This is a genomic window from Cytobacillus sp. IB215316 (genome assembly GCF_033963865.1).
In the GTDB taxonomy this organism is placed as follows: domain Bacteria; phylum Bacillota; class Bacilli; order Bacillales; family SM2101; genus Nanhaiella; species Nanhaiella sioensis.
In genome coordinates this window covers 113,221-133,570 of sequence record NZ_JAXBMC010000009.1, presented here as the reverse complement: position 1 = coordinate 133,570, position 20,350 = coordinate 113,221, and the positions used below count along the sequence as shown (strand labels likewise).

The 20,350-nt window shown below is 36.5% G+C and carries 17 protein-coding genes and 1 riboswitch; of the genes, 14 read left to right on the top strand and 3 right to left on the bottom strand.

The window, feature by feature from the left end; all coding sequences use genetic code 11:
* Positions 1-55 precede the first annotated feature (55 nt).
* The 10 genes from sipW to SLH48_RS14870 all read left to right on the top strand — a co-directional run bounded on the left by sipW (position 56) and on the right by SLH48_RS14870 (position 11,523).
* Positions 56-622 carry a signal peptidase I SipW gene (gene sipW / locus SLH48_RS14915; RefSeq protein ID WP_214483593.1) on the top strand — a complete coding sequence of 189 codons (567 nt, stop codon included), beginning with the start codon at positions 56-58 and terminating at the stop codon, positions 620-622.
* A 62-nt stretch (positions 623-684) separates the two neighbouring features.
* Complete coding sequence (locus tag SLH48_RS14910; protein WP_320258819.1) at positions 685-1,731, top strand: LPXTG cell wall anchor domain-containing protein; 1,047 nt, start codon at positions 685-687, stop codon at positions 1,729-1,731.
* Between the two features lie 204 nt (positions 1,732-1,935).
* Entirely contained in the window at positions 1,936-3,666 is a 1,731-nt protein-coding gene (locus tag SLH48_RS14905; RefSeq protein WP_320258818.1) for a phospho-sugar mutase, read from the top strand.
* Between the two features lie 727 nt (positions 3,667-4,393).
* Positions 4,394-5,938 carry a gluconokinase gene (gene gntK, locus SLH48_RS14900; protein WP_320258817.1) on the top strand — a complete coding sequence of 515 codons (1,545 nt, stop codon included), beginning with the start codon at positions 4,394-4,396 and terminating at the stop codon, positions 5,936-5,938.
* A 42-nt stretch (positions 5,939-5,980) separates the two neighbouring features.
* Positions 5,981-6,883 (top strand): aldo/keto reductase, encoded by a 903-nt coding sequence (locus tag SLH48_RS14895; protein WP_320258816.1) that lies wholly within the window; start codon positions 5,981-5,983, stop codon positions 6,881-6,883.
* A 49-nt stretch (positions 6,884-6,932) separates the two neighbouring features.
* Positions 6,933-7,310 (top strand): PH domain-containing protein, encoded by a 378-nt coding sequence (locus SLH48_RS14890; RefSeq protein ID WP_214483588.1) that lies wholly within the window; start codon positions 6,933-6,935, stop codon positions 7,308-7,310.
* Between the two features lie 163 nt (positions 7,311-7,473).
* On the top strand, positions 7,474-8,592 hold the full coding sequence (locus SLH48_RS14885; protein WP_250886732.1) for a GAF domain-containing sensor histidine kinase: 1,119 nt from the start codon (positions 7,474-7,476) through the stop codon (positions 8,590-8,592).
* A gap of 87 nt (positions 8,593-8,679) precedes the next feature.
* The gene (locus SLH48_RS14880) at positions 8,680-9,315 is read left to right on the top strand and encodes a response regulator (RefSeq protein WP_250886731.1); all 636 of its coding nucleotides are present in this window, start codon (positions 8,680-8,682) and stop codon (positions 9,313-9,315) included.
* 369 nt (positions 9,316-9,684) lie between these two features.
* Entirely contained in the window at positions 9,685-10,215 is a 531-nt protein-coding gene (locus tag SLH48_RS14875) for an NADPH-dependent FMN reductase (protein ID WP_214483587.1), read from the top strand.
* A gap of 69 nt (positions 10,216-10,284) precedes the next feature.
* On the top strand, positions 10,285-11,523 hold the full coding sequence (locus SLH48_RS14870) for an MFS transporter (protein WP_320258815.1): 1,239 nt from the start codon (positions 10,285-10,287) through the stop codon (positions 11,521-11,523).
* Between the two features lie 61 nt (positions 11,524-11,584).
* On the opposite strand, the gene SLH48_RS14865 is transcribed toward SLH48_RS14870, so the two are convergent.
* Positions 11,585-11,824 carry a YhdB family protein gene (locus SLH48_RS14865; protein ID WP_214483585.1) on the bottom strand — a complete coding sequence of 80 codons (240 nt, stop codon included), beginning with the start codon at positions 11,822-11,824 and terminating at the stop codon, positions 11,585-11,587.
* Between the two features lie 393 nt (positions 11,825-12,217).
* On the opposite strand from SLH48_RS14865, the gene SLH48_RS14860 reads away from it, so the two are divergent.
* Entirely contained in the window at positions 12,218-13,633 is a 1,416-nt protein-coding gene (locus SLH48_RS14860; protein ID WP_320258814.1) for a SpoVR family protein, read from the top strand.
* A gap of 309 nt (positions 13,634-13,942) precedes the next feature.
* Positions 13,943-14,953 (top strand): alcohol dehydrogenase AdhP, encoded by a 1,011-nt coding sequence (gene adhP / locus SLH48_RS14855; protein ID WP_320258858.1) that lies wholly within the window; start codon positions 13,943-13,945, stop codon positions 14,951-14,953.
* Between the two features lie 224 nt (positions 14,954-15,177).
* On the opposite strand, the gene SLH48_RS14850 is transcribed toward adhP, so the two are convergent.
* Positions 15,178-16,017 (bottom strand): bifunctional 5,10-methylenetetrahydrofolate dehydrogenase/5,10-methenyltetrahydrofolate cyclohydrolase, encoded by an 840-nt coding sequence (locus SLH48_RS14850; protein WP_320258813.1) that lies wholly within the window; start codon positions 16,015-16,017, stop codon positions 15,178-15,180.
* 178 nt (positions 16,018-16,195) lie between these two features.
* Positions 16,196-16,279, bottom strand: a riboswitch (ZMP/ZTP riboswitch).
* 251 nt (positions 16,280-16,530) lie between these two features.
* Positions 16,531-16,770: a YueH family protein gene (locus SLH48_RS14845; protein ID WP_320258812.1), complete on the bottom strand. Its 240-nt coding sequence runs from the start codon at positions 16,768-16,770 to the stop codon at positions 16,531-16,533.
* 383 nt (positions 16,771-17,153) lie between these two features.
* On the opposite strand from SLH48_RS14845, the gene SLH48_RS14840 reads away from it, so the two are divergent.
* Positions 17,154-17,741, top strand: a complete 588-nt coding sequence (locus SLH48_RS14840) for a 4Fe-4S dicluster domain-containing protein (RefSeq protein WP_320258811.1) — start codon at positions 17,154-17,156, stop codon at positions 17,739-17,741.
* A gap of 46 nt (positions 17,742-17,787) precedes the next feature.
* Complete coding sequence (gene napA / locus SLH48_RS14835; protein WP_320258810.1) at positions 17,788-20,343, top strand: nitrate reductase catalytic subunit NapA; 2,556 nt, start codon at positions 17,788-17,790, stop codon at positions 20,341-20,343.
* The last annotated feature ends 7 nt before the right edge of the window (positions 20,344-20,350 follow it).

Below are 20,350 nucleotides of genomic sequence, written 5' to 3'. Positions count from 1 at the left end.
ATGTTCTTAATTAAGAATTGAGTTTTGAATTTAGTTGGTGGAAAGGATTTGATAAATGATGCAGCTTGCAAAGCTTTGGATTAGTAGGATTATTTCATTTGTATTAGTAGTACTGTTTTTGATTATGGTTGTTGCAGTCATTGTTTCAAAAGCCTCAGGAGGAGAGCCTACTTTCTTTGGCTATCAAATAAAAACAGTGCTGTCAGGTTCGATGGAACCAGGTATTAAAACCGGTTCTATCATTGCAATAAATCCAGATGGTGACATGACTAGATTCAAAGAAGATGATGTAATCATATTCAAAGATTCTGAAGAGAAACTAATTACCCATCGGATAATCGAAGTTAGAAACATCAATGAACAGGTTATGTATATCACTAAGGGTGATAACAACGATGCAGCTGATAGAGAGCCAGTCCTATCTGATAATGTAGTAGGACAGTATATTGGCTTGACTATACCTTATGTAGGTTATGCAATAAACTATGCTAATTCAAGTATGGGTGCAATTATGCTGCTTGTCGTACCTGGTATTCTACTACTTGGGTATGCAATCATTACTACTTGGAGAGCCATTAGTGAGCTTGAAGGAACAAAGGCAGCAAAGACAACAGAAAAATAACCTTCATGGATAAAAAATATAGCTAAGCACACCTCAAAAATAATAAGATGAGAGGGTTCGATATGAAAAGAAATATATTAATTAAAATAATCGGAAGTTATTTCCTGTTATTACTTTTTTTTATATATTTTGATCCTTTTGGAGAAACAGAGGCAGTATCAAGTATACCAACAATTCAAATTGACACAATTCCTAGCTCTGAGCAAAGGTTGTTTAATGTAAACAAATTAAAACCTGGTGATTGGATGACTAGGAATCTCACAGTAAGGAATAGTGGGAATATTAATTTCGATTATTCAATCTATGCAGAAGAATATTCCTTATCTAATGATGAATTAGAAAATAATGAGAAGGATATTCTAGCACAAGGTGAACTACAAAGTAATCAACTTGCTAGTTTATATGACAAGTTAAAATTGACTGTTACTCATAAATCAACAGAATTATATTCTGGTTACATCAACAACTTCACAGGAATTGAAGATAGACACCTTGAACTATTAAGTGAGGAGATTCTTACTTTTCGAGTAGAGTTCGATAGTAGTGCTGGGAACGAATATCAAGGACTTAGTACAGGGGTAAAATTATTAGTTATTGCTGAGAATGATAATGAAGATGATACCCCACCATACAATCCACCAAAAGATCCGCCAACATCTGATCCAGATCCAGATCCAGACCCAGACCCAGACCCAGACCCAGACCCAGATCCTGATCCAGACCCAGATCCTGATCCTGATCCAGACCCAGACCCAGACCCAGATCCAGATCCAGATCCAGACCCAGATCCAGATCCAGACCCAGATCCAGATCCAGACCCAGATCCAGACCCAGATCCTGATCCAGACCCAGACCCAGACCCAGACCCAGATCCAGACCCAGACCCAGATCCAGACCCGAATCCAGAACCAGAACCAAGCCCAGAACCGAATCCAAACCCAGAACCAAACCCAGGTCCAGACCCAGACCCAGAACAATCCCTAGTAGTAGGTGGAGAGCTTCCACAAACCGGGGAAGCTAGTCCAAGTGGTTATTATATAATAGGTATCGTATTGATACTTGCAGGTTTAGCTGGTTTAGGAGCAAATAAGTTTCTTAGTAGATATTAAGATTAGTAGAGTTTGATTATATTTTCAAGCAATCAAAGTTGACAGAAAAAATCGATTTTTCCGATTATAAGGGGAAATCGGTTTTTCAATTGTGTTGGAAGTTCTAATAATAAAATGGTACACGATTGTCACTTGAGTGGAATGTACGAATATGGTACTTTTCTTTTAGAGGATATGCTTTGTTAAAATAGGGAGGTAGAAGAAGTGAATTGGAATGAAAAATATGAATTGTGGAAACAATCACCAAATTTAGATGGTGAGTTAAGAGAATCATTGATGCGAATAGAAAGCAATGAAAAAGAGCTAGAGGAAAGCTTTTATAAAAATTTAGAGTTTGGTACAGGAGGGATGCGTGGAGAAATCGGTGTTGGAACAAATCGAATGAACTTGTTTACAGTCCGTAAGGCATCGGAAGGGCTGGCTAGATACATAGATTCGTGTGGAGATGAAGCGAAGCAACGCGGCGTAGTTATCGCATACGATTCTCGTCATAAATCACCGGAGTTTGCAATGGAAGCCGCAAAAACTTTAGCGACACATGGTATTCAAACGTATGTGTTTGAAGAGCTTCGACCAACTCCAGAGCTATCATTCGCTGTTCGTTATTTGCATGCATTCTCAGGAATTGTTGTTACAGCGAGTCATAATCCTCCAGAATATAATGGATATAAAGTATATGGGCAGGACGGTGGACAATTACCGCCTAAAGAAGCAGATGAAGTCATTCAATTTGTAAATGAGATTGATAATGAATTAGCGATAGCAGTAGATGAAGAACAGGATTTAAAGGATAAAGGACTCATCACAATCATAGGTGAAAAAATTGACAACGCATATATCAATCAGTTAACTACAATCTCAATACATCCACAGTTATCAAATGAAGTTGGTGTGAAGGTAGTGTTTACTCCTCTTCATGGCACAGCAAATACATTAGTACGTAAAGGTCTACAAGAATTCGGCTATCGTCACGTATCAGTTGTCGAAGAACAGGAACTCCCAGACCCAGATTTTTCTACGGTAACATCTCCAAATCCAGAAGAAAAGAGTGCTTTTTCTCTAGCGATTCGAGATGGAAAAAATATTGATGCAGATATATTAATAGCAACAGACCCTGATGCAGATAGATTAGGTATAGCCGTAAAAGATGACAAAGACGAATATGTTCTATTAACTGGAAATCAAACAGGAGCACTAATATTAGAATACCTTCTGTCACAACGTAAAGAAAAAGGGAGCCTACCATCTAATGGTGTTGTGTTAAAAACAGTGGTTACTTCAGAGCTTGGTAGAACGATTGCAAATGCATATGGTGTGGAAACTATCGACACCTTAACAGGGTTTAAGTTTATTGCTGAAAAAATTAAGCAGTACGAGCAATCTGGGCAATATGAATTCCAATTCGGCTATGAGGAAAGCTATGGATATTTAGTTAAAGATTTTGCTCGTGACAAAGACGCGATACAAGCAGCGTTATTAGCGGTTGAAATATGTGCATTTTATAAAAAGCAAGGTAAGACTATGTATGAAGGCTTAACCCAAATTTATGAGAAATATGGTTTCTATCGTGAAGGTTTGGAATCATTAACACTGAAGGGCAAAGCTGGTGCGGAAACGATACAAACATTATTAGCGAGTTTCCGTAGCAATCCACCTTCAGAGGTGGCAAATAAAAACGTCGTTAGTATAGAAGATTACTTATCAAGTGAACGTTTGAATATTCATCTAGGTAAAAAAGAAACAATTAAATTACCTAAATCGAACGTATTAAAATATTATTTAGAGGATGGTAGTTGGTTTTGTTTACGCCCATCTGGAACAGAACCTAAGGTCAAGTTTTACTTTGGGGTAAAAGGCGCAACACTCGATCAGGCTGAAGGTGAATTAACCGCAACGAAGGAAGCTGTTATGACAATGATACATTCGTTAATTTAAGCTATTCTCGTAAACATTGTTGGTCGCTATCAAAATTAGTACTTTAAAAGTGTTTTTATATTGTTAGTCTGCATTGTATAGAAGAACTCTAGTTGAGTACGTGTAGATTGCTTAATACGAAAAACAACAATCAATGCGAAAACACCATAATAATGAATGAGAAGCTTGGAGGATATTTTATAAATCCAAGCTTCTTACCATATAGAAGAAATAGTTATTTCAACAAAACTCGAACAGTTATATGTTGGCGCTATTCGATTTTAACTTTTTAAAAGGTTCTATGCTGAAAAAAAGATGCCCCGAAACTAGTTGTATACGTATTTATTTTTTAGTATGATAAACAACACTTTATACGAAAAATGCCTATTACGAAAAGCAACAATTAATGTAAAGAGAGCCTTCTTAAAATGAAAGGTTATTTGGTTGTATCGTATTGCATTTGAAAAGAAACCACGAATGCTAGTTGTGAACGTGGTGATTTCTTACAATAAAAACTACAATTAGCGCGAGAAATTATGTCACTACGTACATATGTCTTAGTATTAAAAAAACACCATTGATACGAATACAGTCTTGGATATTTGACAATGGCCATTTATTAGATCGCTATGTGTTATGAAAACTAATCCTGTAAGCGGTAATCACATATATAGTTTTAGAACCAAAGATGATCACATGGGTACATAATAGAGGGATGTGTAGTATACAATTAGTTGGAGGTATATAAATGAAGCCTTATACCATAGGGGTAGACATTGGTACAACAAGTACAAAAGCAGTGATATTTAATGAAAACATGCAAGTGATTTATCGTAGTAGTTATGAATATCCATTATACACTGAAACACCGGATGCTGCTGAACAAGACCCTGATGAAATATTTCATGCAGTACTACAAACGATTCGTACATGTGTCAATGAAGCAAAAGTAGATGCAACTCAAATTAGGTTTGTGTCATTTAGTTCGGCAATGCATAGTTTACTCATTGTAGATGAGTACGGAAACCCACTTACTCGTTCTATTACATGGGCAGATAATCGTAGTGAAGCATGGGCACATACAATAACAAGTGATCATAAAGGTCATGATATTTATCGCAGAACTGGAACGCCTATTCATCCTATGTCACCACTAGTAAAAATGAAATGGTTGCAAGAGGAACATACACATTTGTTTCAGCAAGCATACAAGTTTATTTCTATAAAAGAATATGTTTTTTTCCGCTTGTTCGGTATTTACGCTATTGATTATTCTATCGCTTCTGCGACGGGGTTATTTAATTTGAAAAATCTGGATTGGGATCATGAAGTGTTATCGTTACTAGATATTTCTAGTTCTCAATTGTCTGAAATTGTTTCAACAACCGAGTCGTTTACTGGTATGAAGAAAGACTATGCCCAAACGATGTGTTTACAGCCAGATACACCGTTCGTAATAGGTGCTAGTGATGGCGTTTTATCTAACCTTGGTGTAGGCGCTATTGAGCCTGGTGTTGTTGCATTAACAATCGGTACGAGTGGTGCGATTAGAACCGTGATAGATCGACCCATTACAGACCCAAAAGGTCGGTTTTTTTGTTATGCTTTAACAGAGAACCACTGGGTAATCGGGGGAGCTGTAAACAACGGTGGTATGATTTATCAATGGGTACGAAATGAAATAGCCAATTTGGAAGTGGAGGCTGATGAACTAAGTGGGCAAGACCCTTATGAAGCATTATCCTCAATTGCAGCTAAGTCTGCTCCTGGTTCCGCAGGTCTCATTTTTCATCCTTATTTAAGTGGTGAAAGGGCACCTCTTTGGAACGGAAATGCACGAGGTTCTTTTATTGGCTTAGGGCTCCATCATAAAAAGGAGCATATGATTCGTTCAGTATTAGAGGGAATAACTATGAATTTATACACTGTGTTATTATCTTTAGAAGAACAAATAGGTAAGCCTACACGAATTCATGCGACCGGAGGGTTTACACGTTCCTCCCTATGGGTACAAATATTAGCAGATGTTTTTCAGGTGGAAATTCGTATACCAGATAGCTATGAAAGCTCATGTCTTGGAGCAGTAGTTTTAGGTATGTATGGGCGCGGTGAGATTGATTCATTAAATGCTGTTAAAGGAATGATCGGGGCGACAAATCATTATCATCCGAATTTACAGGCTAGTAGAGCATACGAAGAATTACTCCCCGTTTTTATTAGGATTCCTCAAATACTTGCTAATGAGTACGATGTTCTTGCAAGTTTTCAAAGAAAGCATACGTTGGGTAAGTAGAGGGATTCTCGTTGTCAAATGACTGAACTGGAGTTGAGCATAATGGAAAAAATAAAACTTAGCGAAACATTACAAGTATCGAGAATTGTACTCGGACTATGGCGGTTATCTGAATGGAATATGGAAAAAGAAGAGATTTTACACTTAATGGAAGAATGTAAGGAACTTGGTATTACAACGTTTGATCACGCTGATATTTATGGTGATTATACATGTGAAGCATTATTTGGAGAAGCTCTAGCTTTAAAACCAGCACTTAGAAGGGATATACAAATTATAACAAAGTGTGGCATAAAACTTGTGTCAAAAAATCGACCTGATCATAAAATTAAATACTATGATACGAGCAAGAAGCATATTATTCATTCTGTTGAAAATTCTCTGCGTAATTTTCGTACAGATTATATTGATTTACTATTAATACATAGACCCGATCCATTAATGAATCCTGCAGAAGTTGCTGAAGCTTTTGCTCAATTAAAAGCGGAAGGGAAAGTCCTTGACTTTGGTGTCTCTAATTTTAGCCCATCTCAGTTCCATTTACTAAACTCGTATTTAAATTTTCCACTCGTTACAAATCAAGTTGAGCTTTCTGTAAGTAACTTGTCTCAATTTGTAAATGGTTGTATTGAGCAATGTCAAGAAAGAAACATCCCTCCGATGGCGTGGTCTCCACTAGCAGGGGGAGAAATATTTTATTCTGAAAATAAAAAAGAGGTTCGATTACGAGAAACTCTTCATAAGATAAAAGGTGAACTAAATATAGACTCAATTGATCAAGTGATGTATGCATGGCTGTTAAATCATCCGGCGAACATTATTCCAATCGTCGGTTCAGGAAAAGTGTCAAGAATACGTAAAGCAGTAGATGCGCTAAACATCCACATGACGAGAGAGCAGTGGTTCGAAGTTTGGCAAAGCTCAGTCGGAAAAGAAGTAGATTAGTCAATTAAAGAATATAGACAAAATAATTAACATTCAAAGGGGTGGAGGTATGGGACTATTAGACGGCATAATGGGAAATGCTTCAGAAGCCGATATACAATCTACAGAAAGAGAATTGAAATCGATTATTACAACAGACGAAAAAGTTGAAAAGGCTTTTAAGCTTATAAGAGACTCTATTGTTTTTACAAATCAGCGTCTCATTTTAATTGATAAGCAAGGAGTAACAGGGAAGAAAACAGAATTTCATTCAATCCCATACAAAAGTGTAACTCATTTTAGTGTGGAAACAGCTGGTACATTCGATATCGATTCAGAATTGAAAATATGGATCTCAGGTTCAAGCCAACCAATTTCAAAGCAATTTAAAAAAGACAAAAACATTTATGATATTCAAAAGGCTTTAGCCACATATGTTATGAAATAACTAGCATAAAAGTAAATGAGGGGCTCAAATTTATAGAGCTTCTTTTTTACGACTAAAGAAGTAGGGGTATTTACGACTAATTTCTATCGATCCAGCAGTTGTTCATTGCTATAATTAGTAATAACTTTAGCTAGTCATTATAAGGGGATGAGGTGTGTGAACATTGACAGATGAACAGCGAATTCAAGAATTACATACACTTAAAACAATTGCTGAAACGTTAAATCAAGCTAATGATTTGTATCTCATGTTGGCTGATGTTTTAAAAGAGCTCCTTCAAGTAACGGGCCTCGATACTGGATGGATATTCTTTATAGATGAGAAAGAAAATTTTCAGCTCGTTGCAGATTATAATCTTCCACCTGGTTTAGTGTGGAAGAAGAAAAAGCCAATGTGTGAAGGTGGGTGCTGGTGCTTAGATCGTTATAATGATGGCCGACTTCAAAGAGCAGCAAATATTATTAATTGTAAACGAATTGAAGATGCGATTGAATATGACTGGGGTGACACTGAAGGGATTACGCATCATGCTACAGTACCTTTACGAGCAGGTGAGGAAAAATTTGGGCTGCTTAACATCGCTTCCCCATATAAAACTCATTTTACAGATGAAGAACTAGCTTTACTCGAAGCCGTGGCTTATCAAATAGGCTCAGCAATTAAACGTATTAAGCTTGTTGAAAAAGAGCAACAAGTTGCACTTATTGATGAGCGGAACCGTCTAGCGCGAGATTTACATGATTCAGTTAATCAACTTCTTTTTTCTTTACAATTAACTGCTCGTGGAACAAAGGAAATGACAGATGACCTGAAAGTGCAAGAAATGCTTACATATATGCAGGAAGTATCGCATGAAGCATTGCAGGAAATGCGTGCTTTAATTTGGCAATTGCGTCCACAAGGATTAGAGAATGGTATTGGTAGCGCTTTATGTGATTATGGTAAGGTACTAGGTTTAACGGTTTGTATTGATGTAAAAGGGATTATAGATTTACCGAATCATGTTGAAGAATGTTTATGGAGGATCGGCCAAGAAGCTTTAAATAATATTAAGAAACACGCAGGCACAAAAAACGCTACAATTGAATTAGAAATAACGAAAAAACAGGTAAAGCTAATGATTGTAGATAAAGGTTGTGGTTTTCAATACAACCCTAGACTAGAAATGCCTTCGCTAGGACTAGCAGGTATGAAGGAACGTATTGAGATGCAGAATGGGAGCTTAGGGATTCAAAGTGAGATTGGCAAAGGCACCAAGGTTGAAGTGACCGTACCTTTGTAGCTATCTAAAGACTCGTTATGTTGAGAATCTAATTTTGGAAGACTACGTCTAATTCAATAACTGAAAATATAATAAGGGGGAGAGGAAATGTCAATTAAAGTACTTATAGCTGACGATCACCATGTTGTACGGAGAGGATTATTATTTTTTCTTAAAACACAAAGTGACATCGAAGTTGTTGCTGAGGCAACAAATGGTCAAGAAGCGGTTAATCTTACACAAGAACATCAACCAGATGTTGTCGTTATGGACTTAATTATGCCTATTATGGATGGGATTGAGGCGACTAAAGCTATTAAAGATAAACATCCGAAAATAGCAATATTAATGCTTACAAGCTTCTCTGATCAAGATCATGTAATTCCAGCTCTACGAGCAGGTGCAAATGGCTATCAATTGAAAGATGTTGAACCTGATGAGTTAGTTAATTCAATAAGAGCTGTATATCGTGGAGAGAGTCAGTTACATCCAAAAGTGACTTCTCATGTCATGTCTCATGTTCAAAGTGGGGGTCAAGAAGAAGAGAATTTGATTGACCAATTAACAAATCGTGAGAAGGAAGTTCTCTCTGAAATTGCTAATGGGAAAAGTAATAAAGAAATAGCAGCAACTTTGTACATCACTGAAAAAACGGTCAAAACACATGTTTCAAACATTTTAGCAAAGCTTGAGTTAAGCGATCGGACACAAGCGGCGCTGTATGCAGTAAAGCGTGGTATTTGATACCACCTAGTAGACAAGCTTCGTCTGGTCATAATTTTATAAGACTATAGTCGTAGAATGATTTGTATTTCGTCAGTCAATATGAGTAGAGAATGTTCAATAAAAACACTGATTTAATCTTCTGAAGTGGTAGTTATACTATATATAACAACAGGCTCTTTTTATAACTTTGTTGCTTAGCTTCTACACTAGAAGATAGAGATGTCGTTTTACTCAACAGCCGTCGTTATTACATAAGTAAAGGTTACGAATTCTAGTTGTATACGTTGTATTTTTTAGTACAAAAAATAACAATCTAAGCGAAAACAGCCTAATAAAAAACAACATTACAAAAATGTATAAAAATAACAAATGAAGGAGAATAATTTTATGAATATTGTAGTTATTAATGGAAGTCCAAGAAAATCTGGTAGAACAGGGGTTGCAGCAAGATTTATTTCAAAGGAATATAAAGCACAGTTAGTTGATCTAAGCGATGGCACTTTGCCACTATATAACGGTGAAAGTGAACAGGACACAATTGATGCAGTACAACAACTTAAAAACACTATAAAAAATGCAGATGGAATCGTGTTAAGCTCACCTGAATACCACAGTGCGATGAGTGGGGCCTTAAAAAATGCGCTAGACTTTTTAGGTGGAGAATACTTCCGTCATAAACCAGTTGCTTTATTAGCGGTTGCCGGAGGCGGAAAAGGTGGTATGAATGCATTAACTAATATGAGAACGACTGCCCGCGGGGTATACGCAAATGTAATTCCTAAACAGCTTGTATTAGACCCAGTTTACTTTGATCTAGAAAATGATGCGCTTACTGATGAAGGTAGCCAATTAGTTGATGGATTAATGACTGAACTACAGTTATATGTAAAAGCTTATGGGCAAGTGAATTCATTTTAAAAATTTTTGTTTAAAAGCGAGAACTAACATCTGTTCTCTCCATACGACTAAACCGAAAGGAGGGACTGAATGAGCACACTTTTTCAAGATCAACGTTTATATAAAATCTTATCAGCTAATATATTTTCTTCTATTGGAACCGGAGTGACAATGATTGCCATTCCTTGGCTATTAGTAACAGAAAAAGGTGGAGCAGTCATATTGGGTTTTGCAACAATTTGTATGACCATTGCCCAATTTATACTAGCCCCATATATCGGATATATGATTGATAAGCTCTCAAGAAGAGCAATTTTAATTGTCGGTGAAGTGATTGGTTCAATCATAATCAGTTTATTTGCGATATATGGAATTGTGAATGGCAATGATTATGACCTATGGATGTTAATTGTATTATTTGCAATGGGTGGGCTTTATTATTCATTGTTTTATCCTACAATGTTTGCCTTTAATCAAGAAATCTTTACTAAAGAGCAATATAAATCATTAAATGGTGTCATGGAAATTCAAGGGCAGTTGTCAACGGTAATTGCTGGAGGGATTGCTACAATACTTATTAGTAGAGTGGATTTGTCGCTAATTTTATTACTTGATGCAATGACTTATGGTGGTGCAGCTCTAATGTTTTATTTAATACCATACAAAAGAGCTCAAGAGTCTGGTCAAAGTAATGACTCTCTATTGTATAAGCTTGCAGAAGGATATCATTATATGAAGAAATCTCCTATGTTGTTCTTGTTCTTTCTTGCATCATTTATGCCCTTCATTGGTGTTATGGTATCAAATTATTTGAATCCAATATATATAGCAAATGTCTTAGAAGCTGACGCGTCAGCATATGGAACATCGGGAATGATATATGGAGTTGGTGCAATTGTTGCTGGAATTTTCATACCTTTATTCGCAAAGAAAATAGGTAATGAACGATCTATCGTAACTACTGTATGTATATATTCGATAGCAATTACCATGTTAGCTATTTTTCCATACTTATGGGTGTTTTATATAGTGAAACTATTTACTGCCTTTGGGAACGCCGGTACTCGAGTAGCAAGGAACTCTCTACTTATGGAGTTAATTCCAAATGACAAAATTGGTCGTGTAGACAGTTTGTTTCGTGTAATAGGTTTAGGTATAAGAATTGTCTTGCTTATTGTTTTTACTAGAATCATTTCAGATACATCTGCAATCATACCATTTGGAATATTATCTGTAGTATTACTTGTTGCAGCTATGACTGTTATCATCACGTATGTTATTCTTTTCGATAGTCGAAGTCGATTAAATAAATCATCAGAATATATGTAATAAATACAAAGGGTGGAGCTCAAAATAAGGCTCAACCCTTTTGTTAATATAATTAAATTTATTACCAATAATCTTCAATGTCCTCTTGACTAGATGTGATCGCATGATCAACATATCTAAGAAGGGAGTACAGATTATTCTCAACAGCTGTATAATCTTTTGAAAAATTATAAGCATGTAGGAAGTGTTCAATTTTTTTTGATAAAAATTGGTCCTTTGTTCGGACCATCAGTATTAACAAGTTATCCCACTGCGAGCGATGTGTATAGTATAACGCCCTATCGTAATCCACGATGTTCATTGAGATCACCCTCCTATTCGGAGTTAATATTAGTATGTTTTACTTAATGAAATAATTTTCGCTGTAAATGTTGGACGATAATTTTAAAATAAGGGTGAAACTCAATTACCATCATTTATTGGACAACATTTATATATGTAGTGGCAAAAATAAATATAAATAAAAGTGTGGAAAAGAGGGTAACACAGAAGATGGTGCGATAGTTTACCTTTTCGAAAAAGTTAATTTCCTCCATACAGTTTTAATGAGGTTCGTAATTTTTTGAATACGTTCTATCTAACCGATTTCGATTCGTTATTTAAGTAATTTTTATTTTTAAATGGTGAGCTTTCATCATTTCGTCATAACACTCATACATTGTTGGTAAGAAGAGACAGGGGGAGTGAGTGGCAAATGAATGAAGGTGCACGTAAAGAATTGGAATATGCCATTGATGAAATTACAGAAATTGCAAAGGGTTTCGGCTTAGATTTTTATCCGATGCGGTATGAAATTTGTCCTGCAGATATTATATATACTTTTGGAGCATATGGGATGCCAACTCGTTTTTCGCATTGGAGCTTCGGAAAGCAATTTTATAAAATGAAAATTCATTATGACTTAGGGTTAAGTAAAATATATGAGTTAGTTATCAATTCAGATCCGTGTTATGCTTTTTTACTTGATACAAATTCACTTATACAAAATAAATTGATCGTTGCCCACGTATTAGCGCATTGCGACTTTTTCAAAAATAATGTCCGTTTTAGCAATACAAAAAGAGATATGGTAGAGAGTATGGCTGCCACAGCTGATAGGGTTAAATATTACGAATTAATTCATGGAAGGAAAGAAATAGAAAAATTTCTTGATGCGGTTCTTTCTATACAAGAACATATCGATCCATCACTCATGCGTCCTAAGCTAGCATGGCATTATGATAACGATAATCTAGAGGATAATATTCAGAAGCAACGAACACCTTATGATGATTTATGGACTTTGGATGAAAAGGACAAAAATAAGCCGCTTAATAACAAAAAGAAGAAAAAATTTCCTCCTAGCCCTGAAAAAGATATTATGCTTTTTATAGAAGAATACAGCCGAGAGCTAGAAGAATGGCAACGAGATATTTTAACGATGATGCGAGAGGAAATGCTATACTTTTGGCCACAATTAGAGACCAAAATCATGAACGAAGGCTGGGCATCGTTCTGGCATCAGCGCATATTAAGGGAGTTAGATTTATCGAGTGATGAATCAATTGAATTTGCCAAATTAAACGCTGGTGTAGTTCAGCCTTCAAGAACGAGCATTAACCCATATTATCTTGGGTTAAAAATATTTGAAGACATTGAGGAGCGTTACAATAATCCTACAGAAGAAATGATTGAACACGGTGCCAAACCACATTCAGGGCGTGAAAAAATGTTTGAAGTAAGAGAAATAGAATCAGATATATCTTTCCTACGTAATTATTTAACGAAGGATCTCGTTTTCCGCGAGGATATGTATTTGTTTCAGAAGCAAGGGAAGGATTATAAAATCGTTGATAAAGATTGGGAGAATGTACGTGACCAACTTATTAATATGCGAGTAAATGGAGGATTTCCGTACATTACCGTTAATGATGGGGACTATTTAAAAAATGGAGAGCTTTACTTAAAGCACTGGTATGAAGGAATCGAACTTGATTTAAAATATTTAGAGAAAGTGCTTCCTTTTATTTATCAGCTATGGGGCAGAGCAGTTCATATAGAGACAGTCATCGAAAATAAAAACATTTTATTTACGTATGAAGGAAAAAATGTTCACCGAAAGTATATGTAATAAGGTTAAGCATAATTAAGAGCATGATGGGTCGGATCATCTATACTTGAATCTATATTCCCTATTCAGGGGTCAAAGCAGAGGGTCGGACCCTTACGTATTAAGTATGTAACGGTTCACATAAGTGTCATAAATAGTAAGTTTTTCAATGGATAACATATAGTAAGATATAGCGTAAGGAGTTATTTTTTTTCACTTTATTTGTGAATAATATCACAAACTTTCGAATAGTATTATTCAATTATTGGGATTTTGATATGGAGGCGATGTGAAATGGGAAATTGTAACTGTAACCATAATCATGAAACGATGAAAGCAGCAGTAGTAAAAGAATTTAAGAAGGAGTTATCGGTAGAATGTGTTGAAAAACCCAAGGCTTCAAACGGACAAATATTAGTGAAAATAAAAGCTTGTGGTGTGTGCCATACTGATTTACACGCAGCTCATGGTGATTGGAAAGTAAAGCCCAAGCTACCATTGATCCCTGGTCATGAAGGAGTGGGTGAGGTTGTAGAGGTTGGCGAAGGTGTTACACACCTCAACGTTGGAGATAGAGTAGGTGTACCTTGGTTATATTCAGCTTGTGGACAATGTGAATATTGCTTAACAGGAAGAGAAACCTTATGTCTTAACCAGCATAATGCAGGGTATTCTATCGATGGTGGATATGCAGAATATTGTTTAGCAGCTGCTGATTATGTAGTTAAGGTACCAGAAAATTTAGGCTACGTAGAAGCTGCACCAATTTTTTGTGCCGGTGTGACAACATATAAGGCGTTAAAAGTTGGTGAAGCTAAGCCAGGTGATTGGGTTGCTATCTATGGTATAGGTGGATTAGGACATGTAGCCGTACAATATGCTAAAGCAATGGGATTCAAAGTAGTGGCTGTAGATACATTTAGTGAAAAATTAGATCTTGCTAAAGAGCTTGGAGCAGATGATACGGTTAACCCACTTGATGAAGATTCTGCAGAATACATCCAAAGGGAGTTCGGTGGCGTTCAAGCATCGGTTTGTACAGCAGTTTCAAAAAAAGCATTTGATGAAGCTTATCGTGCAGTAAAACGCGGTGGAAAATGTGTTGCAGTTGGACTACCTCCTGAAATGATTGAAATACCAATATTTGATACAGTTTTAAATGCTGTTAGTGTAGTAGGATCGATTGTTGGGACTAGAAAGGACTTACAAGAGGCTTTACAATTTGCTGCAGATGGAAAAGTGAAAACAACGGTCACGAAAGCTAAGTTAGAAGATATTAACGAAATATTTGCTGATCTTGAAGCGGGCAAAATTAACGGACGAGTTGTTATGGAAATATAAAAAGGCTCTTTTAGTAAACTTTTTATTTGTTGCTATTGTTATCCAATTAGTACCAAAAAAAGTGGTTCAACATGGTTAGTCATTGTTGTACAAAAGAAAAGATGCCACGAACTCTAGTTGAGTACGTGTTTGGTTCTTAGTACGAAAAGCAACAATTAATGCGAAAATAGCCTATAAGTAGAAGAAAGCTCAAAAGCAAAAATTGCTTTTGAGCTTTACTATATTTATAAGGTTGCTTCAGCTGCATCAACGGTATGTTTTAATAACATTGAAATAGTTACAGGTCCAACGCCTCCTGGAACTGGTGTGATTGCACTAGCATATTGTAAACAGCTATCATAATCTGCATCACCAACATTTCCTTTGTTGTAACCCGCATCAAGCACGACAGCACCTTCTTTAAGCCATTCGCCTTTAATAAAATTAGGTTTGCCAACTGCAGCAACGACAATATCTGCTTGTTTAATAATATCTGCTAAATTTTGTGTTTTTGAATGACATGTCGTTACAGTCGCATTCCTGTTGAGCAGCATCATTGACACTGGTTTTCCTAATATAGGGCTTCGTCCAACAACAACGGCATGTTTACCTTCAATTGGCAAGGAATAAAAATCAATAATTTCTAAAATAGCTGCAGGTGTACAAGAAGGATATTTTCCAAAGCCAAACGATGTTTGTCCAAAACCGAGACTAGTAACACCATCTACATCTTTTTCAATATCAATTGCTTCAAAGGCAGCCCGTTCATCTATTTGGCTTGGCACTGGGTGCTGCAATAAGATGCCATGTGTAGAAGGATCATTATTAAGCTCCTGAATGATTTGTAATAGTTCTTCAGTTTGAGTTTCTTTTGGTAGATGAATGCGTTTTGAGAAAATGCCTAACCGGTCGCACGCATTCCCTTTCATTTTTACATAAGTGGCAGAAGAAGGATCATCTCCAACTAAAATTGTAGCTAAACAAGGAATAACGCCTCGCTCTTTTAATGCAGATACACGCATTGTTAAGCTGTCTTTTACAGAATTGGCAACCTTAGTTCCATCTAAAATCAATTTTTCTTCCAACTTTATCCCTCCTATATTATATACAAAGAGGCTGGAGAAAACGTAATAGTGCTTAATAGTCTAATATTTTCATGTATTCCTGTTTATTAAGAAAAGCCTAATTTGTTTTAATGTATGGTTCCTACATTCATATCAATAAAAACTCTTAGACTAAATTTGGCACATACGCTGATCCAGATGCCTCTGCCCAGACGACACGGCAATTTCTTTTACAGCTCCCTCGTGGTTCATTCCACAATTGTCGTCAGTAACTGTAAAGAATAACGGCTCTTTTTTCGTAAACTTTGTTGCTAATGTAAAAACAGTATGCTGAGGATATCATGCAGCTTTCAAGTAATTAATTAAATGAATAGGCTCCATGTACGCTCGTTAATATACTGTATTTTCTTTGTACAAGAAGCAACAGTCAATGCAAGATATGATAGACCATGTTCATTGTATAATAAATCACGAACAATATCTACAAAATCATATCCTAATGTTCAGTTTTTTTATGTGTAAATCAAATTAATGTCACATTTCACGAACCCACTGTGATATTTTGTTGGTCAAGTCTTGAGAAGTGTCTGCATTTGTATGGGATTTGAGTGAAGAATTAAGTATGCTTTTAAGCGTTTCAGCGTCCAGTTCATAATCAACTTTGAAAGACCACTCAATAATGGGAATGGCGATAATAGTATACTCTTCTTTTTTATTTTCGTATAAGTATATTTTTTCTTGTTGGTTATTGATTATAGCTTTGCGAATTTTCATCTTCATCATCCTTATTATCTATAATGTATGTTTTAGTAAATAGTAGCCTGCTCTGTACAAATCTGTTGTTGCTATCATTATGCACAACGGAAGCAGCTCTTCTATACATTTATTTTTGATGAATTTCTATGATTTGTAAAGTCTGTATTAATGAATTTCATAAAAAACGAAATAAATGAATGCGTTTTCAATTATGTGAATAGGTGTGGCAGTTTTGTGAAATAAATGTGAAGTTTTATTTTGAAATTGTCAAAAAGTATCTTGTAGTGATGTTAATTAATGTGAGATTTATCACATTTTTCAATTATTTAAAATGGTACTTTTATTATGATAGTAATGTTTTTAAGATCTTTGCTCAAGGAGGGGGGATCATTCTGAAAGGTATGAATCTGCTAAAAACATTAATAGGTGGTCTAGCTGCTTACGAATTACTTTCACTTATGAAAGGTGGAAACAAAACTGTTCTTCGTCCTCCTGGAGCAGCTGAAGAAGATGAATTTTTAGCACTATGTGTACGTTGTGGAAAGTGTAATCAAGCATGTCCGTATGACAGCATTAAGATGGGTACTGAGGCGCATGGTTTCGGCTTAGGTACACCATTTATTGAAGCTAGAGAAAATCCTTGTAGATTATGTGAAGATTTCCCTTGTGTTGAGGTTTGTCCTACAACTGCCTTATCTGGAATTAACCAAGTTGAAGACGTTCAAATGGGAACAGCAATCATTGATCCCGAGCATTGTATCGCTTATGAGGGGATGCGTTGTGAAGTATGTTATCGCGAATGTCCGCTTATTGATGAAGCGATTAAATTAGATATTTACCTAAAACCCGGTGACGATATTCATGCAGTGTTCGCCCCAATCATTGATGTCGATAAATGTGTAGGATGTGGGATTTGTGAACAAAGATGTGTTGTTGACAATCCTGTTGCAATTCGTGTGAAGCCACGAGAAGTAAGAGGATTGTTTTAGCTTTTATAAAAAGAAACAGAATTTGTAATGGGGGAGGAGTTATTTAATGGAGTTAACACGCAGATCTTTATTAAAAGCAACTGCAGTTTCCGCAACATTAGCAGTTGCAGGCTGTAAAAAGGATGAAGCGACAACACCAGTAGAACCACAAAATGATCCTGTCGTACAGGAAATGGATAACGTTGAACCTGATGAATGGAAATCAACGGTATGTCGCTTCTGTGGGACTGGTTGTGGAGTACTCGTTGGTGTAAAAGATGGTAAAGTTGTTGCCACAAAAGGTGATCCTGACAACCGTTCGAGTCGTGGCTTAAATTGTATTAAAGGGTATTACGTAGGAAAGATTCTTTTTGGCAAAGATCGCTTAACGAAGCCATTAATTAGAGAAGACAAAAGTAAAAAAGGGACGATGGAAGGTTTTCGAGAGGCATCTTGGGAAGAAGCTTTAGATTTAGTTGCAAATAAATTAAAAGAGAATCACGCTAAAGACCCTAAATCTATTGCCTTTTGGGGATCAGGTCAACAGACGATCACTGAAGGGTATGCATCAGTGAAGTTATGGAAAATAGGATTGTTAAATAATAATATTGATCCAAATGCACGTCTTTGTATGGCAAGTGCAGTTGCTGGATTTATGAAGACATTCCAATCAGATGAACCAATGGGATCTTATCGTGATTTAGATGAAGCTGATGTTTTTGTCACATGGGGAGCAAATATGGCAGAGATGCACCCAGTTCTATATTCACGTCTAACTGCAAGAAAATTAAGTGGTACGAATGTCAAACATTATGACTTAACAACGAGACCATCCCGTACTTCTGAAACTGCGGAATCCGTACTTGTCTTTAGACCGCAAACGGATTTAGCTATTGCGAATGCTATCGCCAACTATCTCATAGTCAATGATGCGTATGACAAGAAGTTTGTTGAAGAACATTGTCAGTTCAAAGCAGGTACCGAAAACCTTGGTCATACATTCGATGACAATTATGAAGCTACAGAGGTTGGAAAGGTTGCAGGGAAAGACTGGAATATAACATTTGAAGAATATAAACAAATGGTGAGTGAATACACGCTTGAAAAGGCCGCAGAATTATCTGGTGTTCCAGCTGAACAGATTGAAGAATTAGCAAAAGAGTTCGCTGATCCGAATAAAAAAATCATGTCACTTTGGACGATGGGAATGAACCAGCATACAAGAGGGACTTGGATTAACAATTTAGTATACAACCTTCACCTTATGACTGGTAAAATAAGTAAACCTGGTAACGGCCCATTTTCATTAACGGGCCAACCAAGTGCGTGTGGGACAGCTCGAGAGGTTGGTGTATTTGCACATCGTCTACCAGCTGACTTAGAGGTGAAAAAACCGGAACATAGACAATTTAGTGAATTGATTTGGAATCTTCCAAAAGGATACTTAGATCCGATTGAAACACCAGGATATCATACGGTCAAAATGTTCCGAGAATTGGGTAACGGAAATGTTAAGTTTATGTGGAGTATGTCAAACAACTGGGGACAAACGATGCCTAAGCTCAACCGCTTCAGAGGGAATGACCCTGACGGAAAAGGTGTGAAGGATGGATTTATCGTCGTATCTGAAGTTTATCCGACTCGTTCAACTGAGATGGCAGATGTTGTTTTTCCAGCATCCATGTGGGTGGAGAGAGAAGGACAATTTGGTAATGCTGAAAGACGTAGTAATGTTTTTGAAAAATGTACTGAACCGCCAGGGGAGGCAAAATGGGATTTATGGGCAATTGTTCAAGTAGCAAAACGTGTGCTTGAAGGTAAAAAAATAGGTGATAAAGATGCCTTTGATGTTATATTCGGCAATATTTGGGATTATGACAAAAATGATTTACTTGAGGACCAGCATGAAGTAAACAAAATACTTTGGGAAGAGTACCGAATGTTCTCTAATCCACATACGCATGAAAATCCTGAAGTACAGGAGCTCGGCAAGCAATTAAAGACTAAAGCAAAACAGTTAGCACCATATGAAGAGTACTTTAAGCAACACGGTATATGCTGGCCTGTTCGTGAAGTGAATGGCGAATGGCTCGAAACAAATTGGCGTTATTCGTATGGAAAACAAGAGGACGGTTTTGACCAATACAATATTGAGGAATTCGGTCAACCAGGAAGATATAAAGACATTGATTTTTATAAATCTACTGATCATAGACCTACGATTTTCTTCCGTCCATTTGAGGATGCATCTGAGATTCCAGATAAAGAGTATCCGTTTTGGTTATGCACTGGTCGCGTGTTGGAGCATTGGCATAGCGGTTCGATGACAAGACGTGTTCCAGAATTACACCGAGCAGTACCTGAGGCATTTTGTGAAATTCACCCTGAGGATGCAGAAGCATTGGGCATAAAAACAGGTGATATGGTCAAGGTTATTACACGTCGTGGTGAAGTGAAAGTGAAAGCTACGACAAAAGGGCGTGGAAATCCACCTAAAGGTCTTATCTACGTACCATTCTTTGCGGAAGAAACATTAATTAATTTAGCAACACTAGACACATATTGTCCGATTTCTAAACAACCCGACTATAAAAAATGTGCAGTTAAGATTGAAAAGGCTTAGGGGGTGA